The sequence below is a fragment of the Streptomyces sp. NPDC127117 genome (assembly GCF_042677325.1).
In the GTDB taxonomy this organism is placed as follows: Bacteria; Actinomycetota; Actinomycetes; order Streptomycetales; family Streptomycetaceae; genus Streptomyces.
The window spans coordinates 48,475-69,394 of record NZ_JBHXTM010000040.1 but is presented as its reverse complement, the minus strand read 5'-3'; the positions used below and the strand labels follow the sequence as shown (position 1 = coordinate 69,394).

17 protein-coding genes are annotated in these 20,920 nt (G+C 72.5%); 5 read left to right on the top strand and 12 right to left on the bottom strand.

Annotated elements, in window-relative coordinates:
• Positions 1-56: 56 nt before the first annotated feature.
• Positions 57-4,757 (top strand): HEAT repeat domain-containing protein, encoded by a 4,701-nt coding sequence (locus ACFVH0_RS29130; RefSeq protein WP_385824959.1) that lies wholly within the window; start codon positions 57-59, stop codon positions 4,755-4,757.
• Here ACFVH0_RS29130 and ACFVH0_RS29125 read toward each other — a convergent pair.
• On the bottom strand, positions 4,741-5,955 hold the full coding sequence (locus tag ACFVH0_RS29125; protein ID WP_385824958.1) for an acyl-CoA dehydrogenase family protein: 1,215 nt from the start codon (positions 5,953-5,955) through the stop codon (positions 4,741-4,743). The two genes, ACFVH0_RS29130 and ACFVH0_RS29125, sit on opposite strands and share 17 nt — an antisense overlap.
• Positions 5,956-5,963: 8 nt before the next feature.
• Positions 5,964-6,986: a phosphotransferase family protein gene (locus ACFVH0_RS29120; protein ID WP_385824956.1), complete on the bottom strand. Its 1,023-nt coding sequence runs from the start codon at positions 6,984-6,986 to the stop codon at positions 5,964-5,966.
• A 153-nt stretch (positions 6,987-7,139) separates the two neighbouring features.
• Here ACFVH0_RS29120 and ACFVH0_RS29115 point away from each other — a divergent pair, with 153 nt between their 5' ends.
• Entirely contained in the window at positions 7,140-8,429 is a 1,290-nt protein-coding gene (locus tag ACFVH0_RS29115; RefSeq protein ID WP_385824954.1) for a glucarate dehydratase family protein, read from the top strand.
• Between the two features lie 65 nt (positions 8,430-8,494).
• Positions 8,495-9,451 carry an NADP-dependent oxidoreductase gene (locus ACFVH0_RS29110; RefSeq protein ID WP_385824952.1) on the top strand — a complete coding sequence of 319 codons (957 nt, stop codon included), beginning with the start codon at positions 8,495-8,497 and terminating at the stop codon, positions 9,449-9,451.
• A gap of 20 nt (positions 9,452-9,471) precedes the next feature.
• Here ACFVH0_RS29110 and ACFVH0_RS29105 read toward each other — a convergent pair whose 3' ends face one another.
• The 6 genes from ACFVH0_RS29105 to ACFVH0_RS29080 all read right to left on the bottom strand — a co-directional run bounded on the left by ACFVH0_RS29105 (position 9,472) and on the right by ACFVH0_RS29080 (position 13,218).
• Positions 9,472-9,783 (bottom strand): DUF202 domain-containing protein, encoded by a 312-nt coding sequence (locus ACFVH0_RS29105; protein WP_385824950.1) that lies wholly within the window; start codon positions 9,781-9,783, stop codon positions 9,472-9,474.
• Positions 9,780-10,175, bottom strand: a complete 396-nt coding sequence (locus ACFVH0_RS29100; RefSeq protein ID WP_093541392.1) for a YidH family protein — start codon at positions 10,173-10,175, stop codon at positions 9,780-9,782. Before ACFVH0_RS29100 ends, ACFVH0_RS29105 begins: the two co-directional genes overlap by 4 nt.
• A gap of 43 nt (positions 10,176-10,218) precedes the next feature.
• Positions 10,219-10,740 carry an NUDIX hydrolase gene (locus tag ACFVH0_RS29095; protein WP_385824948.1) on the bottom strand — a complete coding sequence of 174 codons (522 nt, stop codon included), beginning with the start codon at positions 10,738-10,740 and terminating at the stop codon, positions 10,219-10,221.
• Between the two features lie 35 nt (positions 10,741-10,775).
• Positions 10,776-11,549 (bottom strand): glucose 1-dehydrogenase, encoded by a 774-nt coding sequence (locus ACFVH0_RS29090; protein WP_266691775.1) that lies wholly within the window; start codon positions 11,547-11,549, stop codon positions 10,776-10,778.
• Between the two features lie 77 nt (positions 11,550-11,626).
• Positions 11,627-12,256, bottom strand: a complete 630-nt coding sequence (locus ACFVH0_RS29085; RefSeq protein ID WP_385824946.1) for a TetR/AcrR family transcriptional regulator — start codon at positions 12,254-12,256, stop codon at positions 11,627-11,629.
• 68 nt (positions 12,257-12,324) lie between these two features.
• Entirely contained in the window at positions 12,325-13,218 is an 894-nt protein-coding gene (locus ACFVH0_RS29080) for a DMT family transporter (RefSeq protein WP_385824944.1), read from the bottom strand.
• Positions 13,219-13,428: 210 nt separating this feature from the next.
• On the opposite strand from ACFVH0_RS29080, the gene ACFVH0_RS29075 reads away from it, so the two are divergent.
• Positions 13,429-15,084 carry an FAD-binding dehydrogenase gene (locus ACFVH0_RS29075; protein WP_385824941.1) on the top strand — a complete coding sequence of 552 codons (1,656 nt, stop codon included), beginning with the start codon at positions 13,429-13,431 and terminating at the stop codon, positions 15,082-15,084.
• 19 nt (positions 15,085-15,103) lie between these two features.
• On the opposite strand, the gene ACFVH0_RS29070 is transcribed toward ACFVH0_RS29075, so the two are convergent.
• The 3 genes from ACFVH0_RS29070 to ACFVH0_RS29060 form a co-directional block, all read right to left on the bottom strand.
• Positions 15,104-15,553 carry an ASCH domain-containing protein gene (locus ACFVH0_RS29070; protein WP_385824939.1) on the bottom strand — a complete coding sequence of 150 codons (450 nt, stop codon included), beginning with the start codon at positions 15,551-15,553 and terminating at the stop codon, positions 15,104-15,106.
• Between the two features lie 431 nt (positions 15,554-15,984).
• A complete protein-coding gene (locus ACFVH0_RS29065; protein ID WP_385824937.1) occupies positions 15,985-17,382 on the bottom strand; it encodes a GntP family permease in 1,398 nt (465 codons plus the stop codon).
• An 11-nt stretch (positions 17,383-17,393) separates the two neighbouring features.
• Positions 17,394-17,903 carry a gluconokinase gene (locus tag ACFVH0_RS29060; RefSeq protein WP_385824935.1) on the bottom strand — a complete coding sequence of 170 codons (510 nt, stop codon included), beginning with the start codon at positions 17,901-17,903 and terminating at the stop codon, positions 17,394-17,396.
• Positions 17,904-18,047: 144 nt separating this feature from the next.
• Here ACFVH0_RS29060 and ACFVH0_RS29055 point away from each other — a divergent pair, with 144 nt between their 5' ends.
• The gene (locus tag ACFVH0_RS29055) at positions 18,048-18,749 is read left to right on the top strand and encodes a FadR/GntR family transcriptional regulator (RefSeq protein ID WP_124718669.1); all 702 of its coding nucleotides are present in this window, start codon (positions 18,048-18,050) and stop codon (positions 18,747-18,749) included.
• Positions 18,750-18,865: 116 nt separating this feature from the next.
• Here ACFVH0_RS29055 and phsA read toward each other — a convergent pair whose 3' ends face one another.
• Entirely contained in the window at positions 18,866-20,770 is a 1,905-nt protein-coding gene (gene phsA / locus ACFVH0_RS29050) for an O-aminophenol oxidase PhsA (protein ID WP_385824978.1), read from the bottom strand.
• Between the last annotated feature and the right edge of the window lie 150 nt (positions 20,771-20,920).

Sequence of the window (20,920 nt, the reverse complement as noted above, 5' to 3'; positions counted from 1 at the left end):
GAGGCCGGGGCCAAATGCGTTGGTGGGGCCGGAGCGGGCCCGGTTAGCATCCGACGATGCAGACACCGGCCGACGAACGGTTCCCCGACGCCGAGGGCCGGCCCGCTGCCGCCCGCCCGGACGGACTCCCGGACGCGCGGGACTGCCCGCCGGAGGAACTGGGACGGCTGATCCGGCACGAGGATCCCGCGCGGTGTCATCGGGGGCTGATTCTGCTCATGGAGCACCTCACCGACGGCCGCCCGTCCGAGGACGCGGAGCGGGCCGAACTCGCCGCGCTGCTGCCCCGGTCACTGACGGGGCGGCCGGAGGCGGACCTTCTGCTGGCCCGGCTCCACGAACGGCTCGGCCGCCACCTCGGCGACCGGCCCCGCCCGGCGTGGCGCACGGCGGAGCAGGAGCTGCCGGTACAGGTACGGATCGCGTGGCTGCGCGCGGATCTGCTCCACGACCCCGCGGTGCTCCGCGACGAGGCCCGGGGCGAGCTCCTGTACCAGGCCGTGCGGGAGACGAGCATCGCCGGTACGCACCGGCCGGCGCGGCTCGTGGACGAGCTGGCGGGCAGCGGCGACCCGGTGCTCATGGCCGAGGCGGTACGGCTGGCCCGGGAGGGGCTGCACGCCGGACTGCTCGCCCCGGCACTGGTCCGGGAGGATCTGATCGGCCTGCTGGCCGCCGAAAGTGCCCCGGTCGTCGCCGACGCGCTGGCCGAACTGGCGAAACCCTGGGCGGCGACGGACCCGCTGCCGTACGGGCTCCTCGCCCCGTTCCTCGCCACCCGGCCGGAGCGGGACGGGCCGGAGAAGTCGGCGGGCGACGCGGTGCGGGTCCGGCCCGCCGTGGCCGAAGCCGCCCTCGCGGCCGCCGCGCGCCACGGCCACCCGAGCCTGCTGCGCCGGGCCGTCGACGACCCCGGCCTCCCGCCCGGCCTTCGCCGCCGCGCGATGGAACTGCTCGGCGATCTCGCGGACCGCGACGACATCGGCGAGCTGCTGGCCACCGCCGCGTGCGATCCCCTGCTGTTCGGCGCAGCGGCCGTCAGCTGCCTGCGAGGACTGCACCGGCGCGGGTACTTCCCCGACGGGCCACACGTCCCCGCCGTCGTCGGCCTGGCCCTGGCCGATCACTCGATACCGCCCCGCGACGTGGCGACGGTCCTCTTCACCGCCCGGAAGGAGACGCTCCGGGTACTGGCCGACGCCCCGGCCGACGACCCGGACTGGCCACGACGGCTCGCCCTGCTGGTCGCCCTGGCCGCGCAGGGGGCCGGTGATCTCCCGATCGGGGACGCGATCACGGACGTCCTGCCCGCCGCCCCCGCACCCGGGCCGTTCCTCCACGCGATCCGCGAACTGCGCCACCAGGACGCCGAAGAGGCCGTGATCGCCCTGCTGCCCACCGCCCCGGCCGAGGCCCTGGACACGCTGGAGGCGATCGGCGGGGACCGGACCGTACGGGCCCTGCGCGAAGGGCTTGGCGTCACCACGGGCGGGACGGCGCCCCAGCTGCGCGCCGTACGGAACCGCGCCCTCGAACTGCTCTGGCTGCTGAACCGCGACCCGGAGCTCCACCGCGAACTGCTCGCCCGGCTCGACCCCGTCGACCTGCCGCCACGCATCGCGGCCGGTCTCGGCGGCCCGGACGAGCGCGAACTAGCGCTGCTCGGCTCCCACCTGGACCCGGACCGGCCGGTGGCGGCGCTGTGCCGGCTGGCGGCCCACGGCACCGCGGACACCCTCCCGGTCATCGCCGACCTGCTGTTGCGCATCGTGGCCGAGCAGGCCGCGTCGGGGGAGCCGGGCGCGGCGGGCCGGACGGGGGAGTACGGACAGCCGGCCGGTGAGCCGGTGGTGCCGCAGGAGGTCCTGGACGCGGTGAGCGCCCTGGGCCGCAGACTCCACGAGCGGGGCGCGATCCGGCCGGTCTGTCTGCTCGGCGCCGAGGACGCGCGGGACGCGGGGAACGCACTCCTGGCGACCATGGCACTGGATCTGCTGGACCGGCCCGGACTCTCCGACGGCGAGCGGGCGGTCCTGCTCGAACTGCTGCTCCGGGCCCCCTGGACGGGCACCCGTGCCCGGGTGCACCGGCTGCTGCGCCACCGCGACCGGCACGTACGCAAGCACGTCATCGCCCTGCTCGCCCGCGACGCCGGCGGCGAGGACGCCCAGGCCCTGTCCGCGACGCTGATCGCGCTGACCACCGCGCAGGACATCCAGACCGTCCGGCAGGCGCTGCTCGCCCTGGGCCACGCCCGCGCCCACTGGGCGAGCGCCGCGATCTCCGCCTGCCTCGGCCACCCGAACATGAACATCCGGAAGACCGCGGCCGACGCACTGGTCCGCGCGGGCACCCCGGCGGCGCTCCCGCAGCTCCTCCTTCAGCTCGGGCAGCACCGCAACCCCGGTCTGCGCGCCGGGCTCGTCGCCGCCCTGCGCGCCGTCCTCGGTGACGCCTGCGCGGCCACCCTCGTCGCCGCCGCCGAGCACAGCCGGGACGGCGCCACCCGCGAACTGCTGCTGGAGGGCCTGGACGGGATCCTCGCCGCACGCTCCGTCCTCGCACTGGACGACCAGGCGTCACCGGTGGCGGCCACCCTGCTCGCCCTGGTGGCGTCCGGCCGGGTCGCGCTGGCCTCCGGCACCGTCCGCGAGCTGGCGGCCCCCATGGCCGGGCACGGGATCACCGCGACGGCCACCGGGCTGCCGTCACCGGTGACCGTCGAGGCGGACCGTGACATCAGGTCGCTGGTGACCGGAGGCTGGGACGCCGGGATCGCGCTGCGCGTCGTCGAGCGGGACGAGCCGCTCCGTCCCGGACCGGCGGAGCAGCTGCGGGCGATGCTGGCCGACTGGCTCCGGCTCGCCGCCTCCCGGCCGGGGCCCAGCGGTGGAACAGCGCGGAACAAGGTGGTGCGGTTCGCGCTGCGGATCTGCGCCGAGCCCCGCGACGACGCGGAACTCACGGCCTTCGCCCGGTCCGCCCCCCTCCTGCTGGACGCGCTCGCCGACGCCCGGGACGAGTACCGGCACGACCTGATCGCCGTACTCGAAGCGGTCGCGCCGCGAATGACGGCCACCGGAGGACCGGCCGCCGTCGCCGCCGTACGGGCACTGCGCCCCGCACCCTCGACGCCCGGCCGGTCCACGCTGACACTGCTGCGCCGCCTGGGCGCGGTCCCGGTCCGCGCCGACCTCGAACGGGCCCTCGCGGACGCCTGGCTCGGCGCCGACCCCCGGCAGGCCGAAACCGCCGTGCTGCGCGAGGCATTCGCCGTACCGGAGAGGGCCGCCGCCGTGCCGCTGCCCGCCGGGGCCGGGGCTTGGCGGGCAGCGCTCAAGGACGCGGTTCGCACCCCGGGCACGCTGGCGGAGTTCCGCCGCCGCGACGACGGGACGGTGTCCTCCCGGGACCGGCTGGACGCGCTGATCGAGGCCCATCGCGGCGCCGGACCCGGGGTCCGGCCCGCGCTGATCGACTGGATGACGCTGCTCCAGCCCATCGACGCACCACCCTGGACCATCACCGAGACCGCCCACGCACCGGCCCCGCCACCGCGGCACGTACGCGTCGACGACCTCGACCAGCCCCGTTCGGCCGCTCTGCGGGAGCGGCTGCTGGCCATGCTGGGATCGGCCGCCGCGGACCGCAGGGAGACCGCCGCCCGGGCACTGGCGCGCTGGCCCGAACCCGAGGCCCGGCTGCCCGTGCTCCGCGCCCACCTGCGCGGCCGGGTCGGCCTGCCCGCCGGCGGCGACCTGGCCCTCGCGCTGGGCCGGATCGACGAGGCGGAGCTGCGGGGCGACGGCATCCTGCGCGACCGGGTGGCGCTGATGGCCGCCGGGCTCGGCCCGTGGGAACTGGAACGGCTGGTCCCGCTGCTGCTGGAGTGGTGGGAACACGCTCCGCCCGCCGTGGCCCGGACCATCGGCGACGCGCTGAGCGCCTGCCCCGCCGACACGCTGGCCGGTGCCCTGGCCGACCGCCTGGACGCCGGGGCCTGGGGGTTCCTGGATCTGCTCGTCGGCCGCCCGCTGCTGCGCACCCCCGCGCTCACCCGGACCTGCCGACGCCTGCGCGGCGAAGGGCGCGACGATCTCGCGGACCGGCTCCTGCTCGTCGAGGGCCCGCTGCGCGGGCCGGACGCGGGGCGCGAGGACGCGGCGGCCCTGGCCGCGCTCCGTGACCGGGACGCGGCGGTGCCCGCCACGAGCGGACGGCGCCCCACCCGGCAGGAGTTGCTGGACCTGGCCGGAGGCGGCACACCGGAGCAGATCTGCCGGGCGCTCACGGAACTGGCCGGGACACACACCGGTCCGGAGCCGGACCGGGACGATCAACTCATCTGCCTGCTGGGCGAGTTGCTCACCCACCCCCGGTCCAAGGTCCGGCTGCGCGCCCACCGGACCTCACGGACGATGCTCGACCGGCACACCCATCTGCGCCACACCGAGCTCCTGCTCGACGACCCCGGGCCGGACGTGGTGCGGATGGCGATCCGTACGCTCTGCCGGGCCCGCTGGGAGCCCGCGCTTCCCGCCGTGACGGGACTGCTCGGGCACCCCCATCCCGTGGTGCGCGGGACGGCGGCCGAAGCGCTCGTCGAGCTGGGCGGGGCGGCGGTCCCCGCCCTCCGCAGGGCCGCCGCCCACGCCCGGCCCGACAGGCGCTCCCGCTACACGGACGTACTGGACCGGATCAGGTCCGGTGAGAACCAGAGCCCGCCCACGCGGTCCGGCCCTACACGTACCGCTTGATCTCCCGCCGGGCCAGCGACCGCTGGTGCACCTCGTCCGGGCCGTCCGCCAGCCGCAACGTCCGTGCCGCCGCCCACAGTTCGGCCAGCGGGAAGTCCTGGCCGACGCCGCCCGCGCCGTGCAGCTGCACCGCCCGGTCGAGGATGTCGACCACCGCGCGCGGGGTGGCGATCTTGATGGCCTGGATCTCCGTGTGCGCGCCCCGGTTGCCCACCGTGTCCATCAGCCACGCCGTCTTCAGCACCAGCAGCCGCAGCTGCTCCACCGTGACCCGGGCGTCCGCGATCCAGTTCTGCACGACGCCCTGCTGGGCGAGCGGCTTGCCGAAGGCCGTACGGGACACCGCCCGCCTGCACATCAGCTCGATGGCCCGCTCGGCCATGCCGATCAGCCGCATGCAGTGGTGGATCCGGCCCGGCCCGAGCCGTGCCTGGGCGATGGCGAAGCCGCCGCCCTCCTCGCCGATCAGATTCGCGGCCGGCACCCGCACATCGGTGAACACGACCTCCGCGTGACCGCCGTGGTAGTGGTCCTCGTACCCGTACACCTGCATGGCGCGGCGCACTTCGAGGCCGGGGGTGTCGCGCGGGACCAGGATCATCGACTGCTGGCGGCGGATGTCCGAGCCGTCGGGGTCGGTCTTGCCCATCACGATGAAGATCTCGCAGTCCGGGTTCATCGCCCCGGAGATGTACCACTTGCGGCCGTTGATGACGTAGTCACCGCCGTCCCGCGCGATCCGGGTCTCGATGTTCGTCGCGTCCGACGAGGCGACCTCGGGCTCCGTCATCGCGAACGCCGAGCGGATCTCACCGGCGAGCAGCGGCTCCAGCCACCGCTTCTTCTGCTCGTCCGTGGCGAACTGGAAGAGCACCTCCATGTTCCCGGTGTCCGGCGCCGCGCAGTTCAGCGCGGTGGGTGCCAACTGCGGGGAACGGCCGGTGATCTCGGCGAGCGGCGCGTACTGGAGGTTGGTCAGCCCGGCCCCGTACTCCGCGTCCGGCAGGAAGAGGTTCCACAGCCCCTGCTCGCGCGCCTCGGCCTTCAGGTCCTCGACGATCTGCGGGGTGTCCCACGGGGAGGCCAGCAGCGCGCGCTGCTCGTCCGCGATCTTCTCGGCCGGGTAGACGTACTCGTCCATGAAGGCGAGCAGCCTGCCGCGCAGCTCTTCGGTGCGGGCGTCGAATGCGAAGTCCATGGGGGTGATCAGCCTTCCTGGAGGGTGGTGAGGCCGTGCTCGATGAAGACGGGTACGAGATCGCCGATGCGGTCGAAGCCGGCGCCGACGGTCCGGCCCAGGGTGTAGCGGTAGTGGATGCCCTCCAGGATCACGGCGAGCTTGAACCAGGCGAACGCCGTGTACCAGGAGATGTCGCAGGTGTCCCGGCCGGAGCGGGCGGCATAGCGCTCGATCAGTTCGGCGGGGGAGGGGTGGCCCGCCGCGCCGCTGGTGGTGGAGACCGGCGAATCGGCCAGGCCGAGGTCGGAGCTGTACATCACCAGCAGGCCGAGGTCGGTCAGCGGGTCGCCGAGCGTCGACATCTCCCAGTCGAGTACGGCGTTGATCCGGTCGTCGGCTCCGATCAGGACGTTGTCCAGCCGGTAGTCGCCGTGCACGATGGCGGGCGCCGGCGAGACGGGCAGCTCGCGCCCGAGCGCGGCGTGCAGCTCGTCGATGCCGGGCAGCTCGCGGCCCCGCGAGGCGTCCAGCTGCTTGCCCCAGCGGCGCAGCTGCCGGTCGAGGAAGCCCTCGGGCCGCCCGAAGTCCCCGAGCCCTACGGATCCGGGTTCCACCGAGTGCAGTGCGACGAGGGTGTCGACGAGCCCGAGGACCGCCTCCCGGGTGCGCTCGGCGCCCAGCGGGGCGAGCTGCTCGGCGGTGCGGTACGGGGTGCCCTCGACGTACTCCATGACGTAGAAGGGCGCCCCGATCACCGAGTCGTCCTCGCAGAGCAGCAGCGGTTCGGGTACCGGAACGGCCGTCGGGTGCAGGGCGCTGATCACCCGGTGCTCGCGCTTCATGTCGTGCGCGGTGGCCAGCACATGGCCCAGCGGTGGCCTGCGGACGACCCAGCGGCCGGTGCCGTCCGTCACGATGTACGTCAGGTTCGACCGGCCGCCCTCGATGACCCGGGCTTCGAGCGGTCCGCTCACCAGGCCCGGCCGCTCGCGGTCGAGATGCCCGCGCAGCCGGTCGAGGTCGAGACCTGGCGGGTGGACTGAGCTCATCGTGCGCACCTCCGGGGGTGAAAGACGGTCGGAGACCATCATGCCGACCAGTCGGTATGTCGTCCAGAGGGCGCCCGGAATCCAGAGGCCGGACTCGGTTCCGACTTGGCCCGGAGTCTGGTGCTCGGTCGTATCTATGAATAAGGTTCACGTATGAATACAGAGCTGCTGATCGACGAAGTCCGGCTGACCCCGATCCTGATAGCCGACCCGCCGCTGCTCAACACCCAGGGCGTCCACCAGCCCTACACCCCGCGGCTCATCGTCGAGGTCATCACCCGCGGCGGAGTCACCGGCATCGGCGAGACGTACGGGGACGGCAAGTACCTCGAACTCGCCCGGCCGCTCGCCGCCGCCCTCGCCGGACGCCCGGTCAGCGATCTGAACGGCCTGTTCGCCCTGGCCGACGAGGTGTGCGGTGATTCACGCGCCGCCGACGACCGGGTCGACGCGGGCGGACTGCGCGGCGTCCAGACCGCCGACAAGCTCCGGCTCTCCGTCGTCTCCGGCTTCGAGGTCGCCTGCCTGGACGCACTGGGCAAGTCCCTCGGCCTCCCCGTGCACGCCCTGCTCGGCGGGAAGGTCCGCGACAGCGTCGAGTACAGCGCCTATCTCTTCTACCGCTGGGCCGCCCACCCCGACGGCGGCGAACGGGACGACTGGGGCGCCGCCCTCGACCCGGCAGGCGTCGTCGCCCAGGCCCGGCGCTTCGCCCGCGAGTACGGTTTCTCCTCCTTCAAGCTCAAGGGCGGGGTCTTCGAACCCGACCGGGAGATCGCCGCGATCCGGGCCCTGGCCGAGGAATTCCCCGGACAGCCGCTGCGCCTCGACCCCAACGGCGCCTGGTCCGTGGAGACTTCGCTGTACGTCGCCGAGCAGCTGAAGGACGTACTCGAATACCTGGAGGACCCGGCGAGCGGCACGGAGCCGATGGCCTCGGTCGCCGCCGGCACCGACGTACCGCTGGCCACCAACATGTGCGTGACCACCCTCGCCGAGGTGCCGGAGGCCTTCGCCCGGGGCGCCGTGCAGGTGGTCCTCTCCGACCACCACTACTGGGGCGGGCTGCACCGCACCCGTGAACTGGCCGGGATCTGCCGCACCTTCGGCGTCGGGCTCTCCATGCACTCCAACACCCACCTCGGCATCAGCCTCGCCGCGATGACCCATGTCGCGGCCACCGTGCCCAACCTGGACTACGCCTGCGACAGCCACTACCCGTGGCAGACCGAGGACGTCATCACCGACCGCCACGTCTTCGAGGACGGCCGGCTCACCGTGTCCGACGCGCCCGGCCTCGGCGTCGAACTCGACCGCGAACGACTGGCCGCACTCCACCGGCGCTGGCTCGACGACGACGGCACGATGCGCGAGCGCGACGACGCGGCCGCCATGCGCAAGGCCGAGCCGGAGTGGCGGACACCGGCGATCCCGCGCTGGTGACGGCCCCGCCGCCCGGGCGGCGGGCCTGAGTTGCGGGTACCCGGACCTGCACCGATGGTCGGGGCATGAAGGCGATCAGCTACAGCGCGTACGGCGGGGCCGACGTCCTGGAGTACGGCGAGCGGCCCGACCCCAGGGTCGGCCCGGACGCCGTCCTGGTGAAGGTGCGGGCCGCGGCCGTCAACCCGGTCGACTGGAAGGCACGCGAGGGCTACCTCGACGCCGCCCTGGAGGCCGTGTTCCCGGTGATCCCCGGCTGGGACGTGTCCGGCGTCGTCGTGCAGCCCGGGACGGCCGTCGACGAGTTCTCGGTCGGCGACGAGGTCATCGGCTATGTGCGGGAGGACTTCCTCAGCCGCGGCACCTTCGCCGAGTACGTCGCCGCCCCCGTGCGCACCCTGGCCCGCAAGCCGCTCGGCCTCAGCTTCGAGGAGGCGGCCGGACTGCCGCTGGCCGGCCTCACCGCCTACCAGGTCCTGCACCGCACCCTGCGGATCCGGGAGGGCGAGACGGTTCTCGTCCACGCGGCGGCCGGCGGGGTGGGCTCCCTCGCGGTCCAGCTCGCCCGGCACGCGGGCGCCCGTGTCATCGGCACCGCGAGCGAGCGCAACCACGAGTACGTCCGGCAGCTCGGCGGCGAACCGGTGGCCTACGGGGACGGCCTCGCCGACCGGCTTCGGGCCCTGGCCCCGGACGGCGTCGACGCCGCGTTCGACACCGTCGGCGGGGAGGCGCTCCGGGTCTCCGCCGAGGTGCTGAGGCCCGGGGGCCGCCTGGCCTCCATCGCGGACGGCGAGGTCCTCGCGTACGGCGGCCACTACGCCTACGTACGACCGGACGCGAAGGACCTCACCCATCTGGCCGAACTGGCCGAACAGGGCATCGTCTCGGTCCATGTGGAGCGGGTCTTCCCGCTGGAGCGGGCGGCGGACGCCTACCGGCTCAACGAGCAGGGGCGCACCCGCGGAAAGATCGTCGTCACCGTGGACTGGGAGGTCCCCGACCTCGGCCCGGACGCCTGACGGCCCTTGCCCGGAGCGGGTCAGAACAGCATGGCCGCGGCGAACACCGCGAGCGCGATCGTGCACGCCGCCGCCGTCAGCGCGCCGCGTGCCGACAGCGGGCGCGGCCGCGCGGTCCCCATCCCGAGCACCCGCAGATGCGCCACCCGCAGAAAGCCCAGCCAGGCCAGCGCGCTCAGCGACACCGCCACGATCGCGGCCGGGTCCGCCCCGCCGTGCAGCGCCTGCTTGACCGCCAGCAGCGCGACCACCGTGCACGAGAGCGTCGTACGCCGCCAGGCCAGCCGGGTCCGCTCGGGCTGCAGCCCGGGGTCGCGCCCCGGCGTGGTCACCGGCCCTCCCAGCCGAAGAGGACCACCACCACCATCGCCACGGCGACGACCCCGACGGCCAGTCCGAGCAGCGTCGGGAACCGCGAGACCGGCAGGTCCTCGCCGCGCCGCATCGCCCGCTCGCACCGCACCCAGTGATTGACCGCCCGCAGCGCGCACAGCACCCCGGCCGCCAGCAGCGCGAGCGCCAGACCGGCACGGATGCCCCATGCCAGCTCCGGCAGGAACTGGTCGACCGCGAACCCGCCGCCGATCAGGGCCAGAGCCGTCCGGATCCAGGCGAGGAAGGTGCGCTCGTTGGCGAGCGAGAACCGGTAGTCGGGGGTGTCGCCCTCATCGCGGATGCGCTGCGGCGCGAACCACAGCCGCAGGCTCTGTACGAACTCGTTCACGCGTGAACCTTATCTGCCGCTTTGCGGATGCCGTGCGCCGTGCTCAGGAGGACGTTCCGCCCGCCCGGAAGGCGCGCAGCCGGTGGTACGCCTCCAGACCGTCCGGCACCCAGTCCCAGTCGCCGATCCGCCGAGCCAGCTCGTCATCGGTGAGGAAGGTGTGCCAGGCGACCTCCTCCACCTGCGGGTTCACCGGCAGCTCGCACCGTACCCGGTAGACGTACGACCACCAGGAGTGCTCGGCGGTCTCGTACAGGAACTTGAAGAGCGGTTCGGGCCGGGGGAGCCCGGACACCCCCAGCTCCTCCTCGGCCTCCCGCAGCGCCGCCTCGTCGTACGACTCACCGGCGCCGACCACCCCGCCGACGAACATGTCGTAGTGCGACGGGAAGACCAGCTTGCCCGGGGTCCGGCGGTGGACGAAGAGCCGGCCCTCCGCGTCCCGGACCTCGATGAAGGCACAGCGATGGCGAAGGCCCCGCGCGGTCGCCTCACCGCGCGGGGCCTGCCCCACGACCACGTCGTTCTCGTCGACGATGTCCAGGATCTCGTCAGCAGGAGTCATGCTCCTCATCCAACATCAGGCCATCGCGGGATTGGCTACTGGCCCATGACGTACTTGACGGTCGGGCCCGTGGTCCAGCCGCCGTCCACGGCCAGCTCGGCACCGGTGATGTAGGAGGCGGCGTCCGAGAGCAGGAAGGCGACCGCCTCCGCGATCTCCGGGGCCTCGCCGACCCGGCCCATCGGAGTGTTCGGGTAGTTGCCCTCGCCCTGCTGGATACCGACGGACGCGGTCATCGGCGTGTAGACCATGCCGGGGTGCACGGAGTTCACCCGGATCCTCGCCGTGCCCAGCTCCACCGCGCCGACCTTCGTCAGGCCGCGCACGCCCCACTTCGAGGCGCCGTAGCTGGAGGTCAGGGCGAGGCCCATCAGACCGGCGGCCGAGGAGATGTTGACGATCGAACCGCCGCCGTTCTCCTTCATCACCGGGATCACGGTCTTCATGCCTATGAAGACGGCCGTCAGGTTGATGTCGATGACCTTGCGGAAGTGCTCGACGGACTCGGTCTCCAGCGGCATACCGGTCGACACCCCGGCGTTGTTGACCAGGCCGTCGATCCGTCCGAACTCGGCGACGGCGAACTCCGCGACGCGCTGCCAGTCCTCCTCGGAGGTCACGTCGTGGTGCACGAAGCGGGCCTTCGCGCCCAGCTCCGCGGCGGTGGCGGCGCCCTCCTCGTCGAGCACATCGGTGATCACCACATTGGCCCCGCCCGCCACCGCGAGGCGGGCGGCCTCGGCACCCAGGCCCCGGGCGCCGCCGGTGATGATGACGGTCTTGTCGCTGAGCTTGCTCTTGTCGGTCATGTCGCTTCCTTCATGTGGTGCAGGTGGCATGTGGTGCCGGTGATGAGTGGTGCGGGTGGTGCGGGTGGTGCGGGTGGTCAGGCGCGGTCCGGCACGGGGGCGTGCAGGAACGCGTTGGTGGTCTCGACGAGATCGGCGAGGAAGAGCTCGTCGCCGGTCAGCGGTTCGATGCCGTCGAGACGCTGGTGGGCACGGTCGGCCATGGCCGCGCCGATCAGGGTGAGCGCCAGATCCAGGCGCTCAAGACGGACGGGACCGGGCAGCTCGCCCAGGCGGTCCCCGATGCGGCCGATCAGCCGCCCGTAGTTGGTGCCGTCCAGGGCGGGGTGCAGCCGCCCGGTCCGCAGCCCGGTCTCATGGGTGAGCTGGGCCGAGATCCGCAGACAGCGGCGGCCCCGGTCGTCGGCGAGCAGGCTCGCCTCGGCCGTCATCAGCGCGGTGAGCAGCTCCCGTACGCCGCAGTCCTCGTCCAGTGCGGCGAGCAGGGGCGTCAGCACCTGTTCGGTACGGGCCAGGCGGCCGGCCATCACCGCGTCGAGCAGTCCGGCCCGGGAGCCGAAGTGGTACTGGACCGCGGAAGGATTGCTCTGCCCGGCCAGCCGGACGATGTCCCGCAGCTGGGCGCCGTCGGTGCCCTGCGCCGCGAAGACCTCCTCGGCCGCGCGGATCAGCTTCTCCCTGGTCTCCTGTCCGGAGGTTCGCGCCATGCCAGCATTCTAATGCTGGCCATTATTAAAAACCAGCGCGGACGCCTCCGGCGGCCGGGCGGGCCCGCTCAGTTCGGCTGGAGGCTCTTCTCGCGGCGCCCGCCCACCGGCCCCTCCGGCATCGCCGGATGCAGCCCGATCAGCACGATCCCGACGACGATCGCCGCCAGACCCGCCGCCTGCCAGGCCAGCGCGCCGGTGTCGGTGCGCAGCTGGTCGCCGAGAAAACCGACCCCGCAGGCGATCCCGGCGAGCGGCTGGGCAGCCGTCAGCGGCGGCAGCGAGACCCGGAGCGGGCCCGTCTCGAAGGCGCTCTGCACCAGCAGCAGCCCGGTCACCCCCAGCACCAGCACCGCGTACGGCTGCCACGCCGTCACCAGCGCCGCCCACCCCTCGTCGGACAGCCGCTGGCCGCTGACCCGGGTGAGCGCGTCCTGGAGTCCGTACAGCAGCCCTGCCGCCACCGCGAGCAGCGCGGGGGCGGCCGCCGAGTCGGAGCGCTTGGCGACGGCGGTGAGCAGCAGTGCGGCGCCCACGACCACGCCGATCACCAGCCAGTGCCGCAGTGCGCTGGTCACCGCCTCGCCGCCCTGTGGCTGGCCCGCCAGCAGAAAGGTGGCGACCCCGCCGGCCAGCAGCCAGAGGCCGGCCCAGCCCTGATGGCCGAGCCGCTGACCGGTGCGGTGGCGTGACAGGGCCATCGCGAAGAGCAGATTGGTCGCGAGGAGGGGTTCGACGACGGACACCTCGCCCTTGCCCAGGGCCAGGGCGCCCAGCACCATGCCGCAGACCATCAGCCCGATCCCGGCCAGCCAGCTCGGCACCCGCATCAGGTCGAGCAGCAGCCGGGGCGAGAGGTAGTCGCTCCGCGGGGCGTGCGAGGCGGCGGCCTGCTGGAGGACGAATCCGAATCCCAGGCAGCAGGCGGCACTCACGGCGAGCACGACGACCAGCACCGACACGCTTTTACCTCAAGTCAGGCCTGAATTGGGTGATTTGTATCGACGATAGCGCCTGTGCCCCGGGGGTGCGGCCGGAGTGCCGCCGACCGGGCGGTTGACGCCGCAGCGGCCGGTGCCGAAGATCTGACGCACGAGTAACTTCCGGCGCCGGGGACGGTGCCGGAGCCCGACCGTGGCCGTGACCGGATCGCCCCGACAAGGATGGAACCCATGGCGTACGACGCTGATGTGATCGTGATCGGGGCAGGGCTCGCCGGCCTGGTGGCCACCGCCGAGCTGGTCGACGCGGGCCGCTCGGTGATCCTGCTCGACCAGGAGCCCGAGCAGTCGATCGGCGGCCAGGCCCACTGGTCCTTCGGCGGCCTCTTCCTCGTCGACTCGCCCGAGCAGCGCCGGATGCGGGTCAAGGACAGCCATGAGCTGGCCCTCCAGGACTGGCTCGGCACGGCGGGCTTCGACCGCGAGGAGGACCACTGGCCGCGGAAGTGGGCCGAGGCGTACGTCGACTTCGCGGCCGGTGAGAAGCGCTCCTGGCTGCACGCCCGGGGACTGCGGATCTTCCCCGTCGTCGGCTGGGCCGAGCGCGGCGGCTACGACGCGAACGGCCACGGCAACTCCGTACCCCGCTTCCACATCACCTGGGGCACCGGCCCCGGCGTCGTCGCCCCCTTCGAGCGCCGGGTCCGCGAGGGCGTCGCCAAGAGCCTCGTACGGTTCCGGTTCCGTCACCGGGTCACCGGCCTCGGCCGCACCGCGGGCGCCGTCGACACCGTGACCGGCGAGGTGCTGGAGCCGAGCGCGGCGGCCCGGGGCACCGCGAGCACCCGGGTGGCGACCGGCACGTTCGAGCTGCGGGCCCAGGCGGTGATCGTCACCTCCGGCGGCATCGGCGGCAACCACGACCTCGTACGCAAGCAGTGGCCCGCCCGGCTGGGCACCCCGCCCGCCAAGATGCTCTCCGGCGTCCCCGCCCATGTCGACGGGCTCATGCTCGGCATCGCCGAGGAGGCCGGCGCCCACCACATCAACCGCGACCGGATGTGGCACTACACCGAGGGCATCGAGAACTGGAACCCGATCTGGGCCAAGCACGGCATCCGGATCCTGCCCGGACCGTCCTCGCTCTGGCTGGACGCCACCGGCAAGCGCCTCCCGGTCCCGCTCTTCCCGGGCTTCGACACCCTGGGCACCCTCGAACACATCATGAGGTCCGGCCACGACCACACCTGGTTCGTCCTCGACCAGAAGATCATCGGCAAGGAGTTCGCGCTCTCCGGCTCCGAGCAGAACCCGGATCTCACCGGAAAGTCGATCCGCGACGTCATAGGCCGGGCCCGTGCCGACGTACCGGCCCCGGTGAAGGCGTTCATGGACAACGGAGCGGACTTCGTCGTCGAGAAGGACCTCGCCGCGCTCGTCCGCGGCATGAACGCCCTCACCGAGAAGCCGCTGATCGACGAGGCCGAACTGCGCCGCGAGATCACCGCCCGCGACCGCGAGATCGCCAATCCCTTCACCAAGGACCTCCAGATCACCGCGATCCGGGGGGCCCGCGCCTATCTCGGCGACAAGCTGATCCGCACGGCGGCGCCGCACCGCATCCTCGACCCCAAGGCCGGCCCGCTGATCGCCGTACGGCTGAACATCCTGACCCGCAAGTCGCTCGGCGGCCTGGAGACGGACCTGTCCTCCCGGGTGCTCACCGAGGACGGCACCCCGCTGGAGGGCGTGTACGCGGCGGGGGAGGCGGCCGGCTTCGGCGGCGGCGGGGTGCACGGCTACCGGTCGCTGGAAGGCACCTTCCTCGGCGGCTGCATCTTCTCCGGCCGCGCGGCCGGGCGGGCGGCGGCGAAGGCGGTCGGCTAGAGCCCGCCGGCCGGGGGCTCTAGCGCTCCTCCGCCCCCACGACGGGGTCCAGCAGCTCGACGACCCGGAACCGCTCGGCTACCACCATGGTGTCGTCGTCGACGGTGAATTCCGGGTCGCCGAGCGCATCCCGCATCTCCTCGCCGTGCCAGAACTTCTCGTGCCCCGCACGCCACTGGGCGACCGAGGTGTCGCCCTCGCCCTCGTCGATCGCGTGCTGGAGGTCGACATCGCCCAGACGCAGCACCCGTACCTCCGTCACCTCCAGCACCGCGATCTCCCGGCCGTCGGAGTCGATCAGCGCGGAGCGCTCGCCCACCGGCGGCAGCTCCTCCTTCTCCGCCTCGTACTCCGCGAGCAGCCCGGTCGTCGACACCTTCGTACCGGCGAGCACCGCCCCCACCAGCTGATCGCGCAGCGGTCCGGGGAAGGCGAGCAGGAAGGGCTTGAGAGGTTCACGGTTCGACATGGCGCCAAGTCTGACATGTCCCCCGGGGCGCGGTGCCGGGGCGAGCGCCGGACAGGAGCGGTCAACTCGGTGCCGGACGGGCGAAGTTGGGAACGAGCGGGTGCGGCGGGCCCGGCCCCGGCCCCCGGTGACCGGCGGCCGCAGCCTGTCGAACGGCCGGACGACGCCTCCGCCGTCCGGCCGTCTCCTGCGCTTCACCCGGGTGGAGCGCCGGGTGCACCGGACCACGGCGACGCCGATGCCGGCGCACCGGCGCGGCCATCGTCCACGACCGGCCGGCGCTCGCGACCGGCATCGTGCCGGCCGGACACATGGCAATGGCGCTCGCCGGCCCGGAGGCACGCCGTGGCATGCGCACCGGGTCGGTCGAGCGCCATCGGGCACGGTCACAGCGTTCGCTGTGGGGGGAGGACCGTGCGGGCAGCCGCGCGCTAGACGACCAGCGACAGCAGCAGGATGAAGGCCAGCGAGACCACGGAGATGATGGTCTCCATCACCGACCAGGTCTTCACCGTCTGGCCGACGTTCATGCCGAAGTATTCCTTCACCAGCCAGAATCCGGCGTCATTGACATGGCTGAAGAAGAGCGAGCCCGCGCCGACGGCGAGGACCAGCAGAGCGGCATGGGACGTCGACATGTCGGCGGCCAGCGGGGCGACCAGACCGGCCGCCGAGATGGTGGCCACGGTCGCCGAACCGGTCGCCAGCCGGATCGCGACGGCGATCAGCCAGCCCAGCAGCAGCGCGGGGATCGACCAGTCCTTGGAGAAGTCCAGGATCATCTGGCCCACACCGGCGTCGATCAGGGTCTGCTTGAAACCGCCGCCCGCGCCCACGATCAGCAGCACACCGGCGATCGGGGCCAGGGACTTCTCGACCGTGGTGGAGAGCCGGCCCTTGGAGAACCCGGCCGCCCGGCCCAGTGTGAACATCCCGACTATGACGGCCGCGAGCAGCGCGATCAGCGGCGAGCCGATCACATCGGTGACCTTCTGCAGGCTCTGCTCCGGGTCGTCCACCACGATGTCGACGAGGGCCTTGATCAGCATCAGCACGACCGGCAGCAGGATCGTCGCCAGGGTGGCGCCGAAGCTGGGACGACGGTCCAGGTCCTCCGAGGGACGCTGCGGAATCATCTTCTCCGGCGCCTTGATGTCCACCCAGCGCGCCGCGTAGCGGGAGAAGACCGGCCCGGCGATGATCACGGTCGGGATCGCGACCAGCACACCCAGCGCCAGCGTGACCCCGAGGTTGGCGCCGAGGGCGTCGATCGCCACCAGCGGTCCGGGGTGCGGCGGGATCAGACCGTGCATCACGGAGAGACCGGCCAGCGCCGGGATACCGATCCGCATCAGGGAGAAGTTGCCGCGCTTGGCGACGAGCAGCACCACCGGGATCAGCAGCACGATGCCGACCTCGAAGAAGAGCGGCAGCCCGATGATCGAGGCGATCAGCACCATCGCCCACGGCATGGAGCGCCGGCTCGCCTTCGCGAGGATGGTGTCGACGATCTGGTCCGCGCCACCGGAGTCGGCCAGCAGCTTGCCCAGGATCGCACCGAGCGCGATCAGTACCCCGACACCCGCGACGGTCGAGCCGAGGCCGGCGGTGAAGCTGGCGATCGTCTTGGCCGGAGCGGCACCGGCGAACGAGCCGAGCGCCAGCGAGCCGATGGTCAGCGCGAGGAACGCGTGCATCTTGAACTTGGTGATGAGCAGAACGATGACGGCGATGCCCGCCAGAACTGCGATGCCCAACTGCGCGTTGCCTGCCGAAGTGATCGGTTCGACGGCGTCCGCTGCCAACATCTCGACGCTGAGACTGGTCACGGTGGTGATCCTTAGTTTTCGAGCCGGCGCAACGCGGCGACGGCTCGCTCGGTGATTTCTTCGGGGGTGCCGGACACGTCGACCGAGACACCGGCCTCGTCCTCCTGCAACGGCTGCAGGGTGGCGAACTGTGAGTCGAGCAGCGCGGTGGGCATGAAGTGCCCCTTGCGCTGCGCCATGCGCTGCTCGATCAGAGCCCGGTCGCCGGTCAGGTGGAGGAAGACCGCGCCGGGTGCCTCGGCACGCAGCCGGTCCCGGTAGACCCGCTTGAGCGCCGAGCTGCTCACCACTCCGCCGAGCCCGGCCCGGCCGTGCGCCCACTGGCCGATCGCGTCGAGCCAGGGCCACCGGTCGGAGTCGTCCAGCGGGACGCCGGCCGACATCTTGGCGATGTTCGCCGCGGGATGGAAATCGTCGCCCTCTGCGTACGGAACGCCGAGTCCGGCGGCGAGCAGGGGGCCGATCGTGGTCTTGCCGGTCCCTGCTACGCCCATCACCACGACGACGTGGGGGGTGCTCATTGGTGGTGCCTCGCAGTCTTCTTCGACGTCTTCCTCGACATCGGTCCGTCGCGCTACTGAAACCTATACGTACGACTTATTCAAGATGCTGTGACGTAAACGTCGTACTTTTTCTTCCCGAAGGGTGCCCCGTAGGCTGTGCTCATGACCACACAGGGCCCTGGGCTGCATACACATGTGCTGGACACCCTGGGTCTGGAGATCGCCGCCGGGGCGCACCCGCCGGGACAGGTGCTGCGCACCGATGAACTGGCCCAGCGCTTCGACGTCTCGCGCACCGTGGTCCGCGAGGTGATCCGCGTCCTGGAGTCCATGCACCTGGTCGAGTCCCGGCGCCGGGTCGGCGTGACGGTGCGGCCGACCGAGGCGTGGAACGTCTACGACCCGCAGGTCATCCGGTGGCGGCTGGCCGGCGCCGACCGCCCGCGCCAGCTGCGCTCCCTGACCGTGCTGCGGTCGGCCATCGAACCGGTCGCGGCCGGCCTCGCCGCCCGCAACGCCACCCCCGAGCAGTGCGCGGCCCTCACCGAATGCGCGCTCGGCATGGTCGCCACCTCGCGCGGCCAGCAGCTGGAGGGCTATCTGGAGCACGACATCGCGTTCCACCGGATCGTGCTCAACGCGTCCGGCAACGAGATGTTCGCGCGGCTCGGCGACGTCGTCGCCGAGGTCCTGGCGGGCCGCACCCACCACCAGGTGATGTTCGAGGACCCCGACCCGGCCGCGGTCACCCTCCACGTCCGGCTCGCCGAAGCGGTGCGCGAGGGCGACGCGGTGGCGGCGGAGCGGCTGACGAAGGAAATCGCGGTCGGCGCCCTGCACGAGCTGGACGTGCTCGCCCCCTAGGGTCTTTCGTTCGGATCGGCCCGGCCCGGCCCGATCCGACAGGAGGCCCCGGGGAGCCCCGGACGGCCGACGGCCCCCGCGGAGTGATTCCGCGGGGGCCGCCCCGGTCCGTACGGTCAGCCGCCGTGGCCGTGGTGGCCGCCGTGTCCGGCTCCGTGGTCGAACTTCATCGCCTCGGGCGGCATCACGACGAACGGCCGCATCATGCCCATGTCCTCGTGCTCCAGCAGATGACAGTGGTACATGAACCGCCCGTACGCCCCGTCGAACTTCCCGAGCACCTTCACCAACTGCCCGGCAGGCACCCGGAAGACGTCCTTCCAACCCTGCTCGTTCGGTGCCGTCGCGATCGTGGTGCCATGGTCGAACGCCACCGGGGAGCGGGTTCCGCCGACCGCCGGGTCGAAGCCGTCGAGCTTGTACGCCTCCCGGCCCATCACCTGGAAGTCCGTCAGATGGATGTGCATCGGATGCGTCGGACCGCCCAGGTTGAGGAACGACCACTGCTCGTAGCTGCTCTCGCCCACCGTGAAGCCGAGACCGTCGTTGAAGGTCCGCGAGATCCTGCGGTACGTACGCACCGTGCCGTCCTCGCCCTGCACCTGGATCACCCCGTCCGAGGGCACCCGTACACCGGCGCCGTCCTCGACCTCGGCCATCTCCCAGATCTCCGGGTGACCACCGCCGCCGACCGTGCCGGGCACCGTCAGCACCACGAGCCGGTGCCCGTGCTCCACCTCGCCGTGCTCGTACCGCCGGAAGGAACCCGACAGCACCTCGGGCAGCTCGAAGCCGTCCCGCTGCCCCGTCTCCCGCACCCGGAACTCCATCACCTGCGGGAACGGCACGTTCGCGGCCGGGTCCGGCACCCCCGGCGCGAGCCTGCCCCGGTTGACCAGCCGGACCCGGCGGCCGGCCAGCGCCGAGAAGTCGATCAGCAGGTCCATCCGCTCGGCCGGAGCGATCGTCAGCTGCGGCAGCACCTCGTCGAAGTCGACCGGCACCGGGCGCGGCAACAGCCCGCCGTCACTGCCGATCTGCCGGATCACGCCCGGCACCGGGTTGTTCTCGTCGTCGACCAGCACCAGGTCGTAGATCCGCGCGTTGGACGCGTTGACCAGCCGGAAGCGGTACCACGCGTCGTCCACGTCCAGATGGGGCCAGATACGGCCGTTGACCGTCGTGTACGGGCCGAGGAACGGCAGCGACACCGGCTTCCCGGTCTCCGGGTCGGCCTCGGAGATCACCGTGGTCTTGTGCAGCAGCCGCCCGTTGAGCCGGCCGTCCTCGTCGGTGTCCAGATTGCGGTCGGTGAGGATCAGCGGCAACTCCCGGACGCCGGACGGCAGACCGAGCGCGTCCTCCTCGTCGTCCCTGACCAGATAGGTGCCGACGAGCCCGGCGTACACGTTCCACCGGGTGATGTTCATGGCGTGGTCGTGGTACCACCACTGCGTGGCCTGGTGGTCGTTCGGGTACTCCGACAGCTGCGCGTCGCCGAAGCCGACCGCGTTGTCCGCCCAGCCGTCGTTGCCGCCGCCGGTCTGCGCGCCGTGCAGATGCGTCACCGTCCAGGCGGGCAGTGCGGCGACGTCCTCGTTCGGCTTCACGCCGTCGCGTCCGGGACGGTTGTGCGGTGCCGGCTCGCCCTGCTTGACCGGGCCGACCTCCACCGCCGTGACCGGGTACTCGCTCCCCCTGGGGATGCGGTTGGTCCAGGCGATCCTGATCCGCTCCCCGCGCCGCACCTCGATGGTCGGTCCCGGCACCGTGCCGTTGTACCCCCACATCAGGGTCGGCGGCAGCTGCGCGTGCAGCCGCACCCAGGTGGGTGTCAGGGCGATCTCGGTCTCGCGCAGCACCTCACCGGTCTGCGGGCGGAGCACCGGCGGGACGGGCAACGCGTCGGTGTACGGGACGAGTCCGCCGACCGGCGCCCCGATCCCGGCCGCCCCGGCACCCGGCCCCCGTTCGTCGCTCCGCCGTCCGGTCTGCTCGGTCTTCTCCATGAACTCGGCGATCTCGGTCAAGGTACTTCCCCCATGATCCGCAATTCCACTGCTGGTGGACCACGCGACCCCTGCCCCCGCAGGTACCGATTCGGTGGCCCCTGTGTATCGAAGGACCGCCTGGAAACCGCCGGAGTTCAGCGATGGGGGCAATCTGACCGA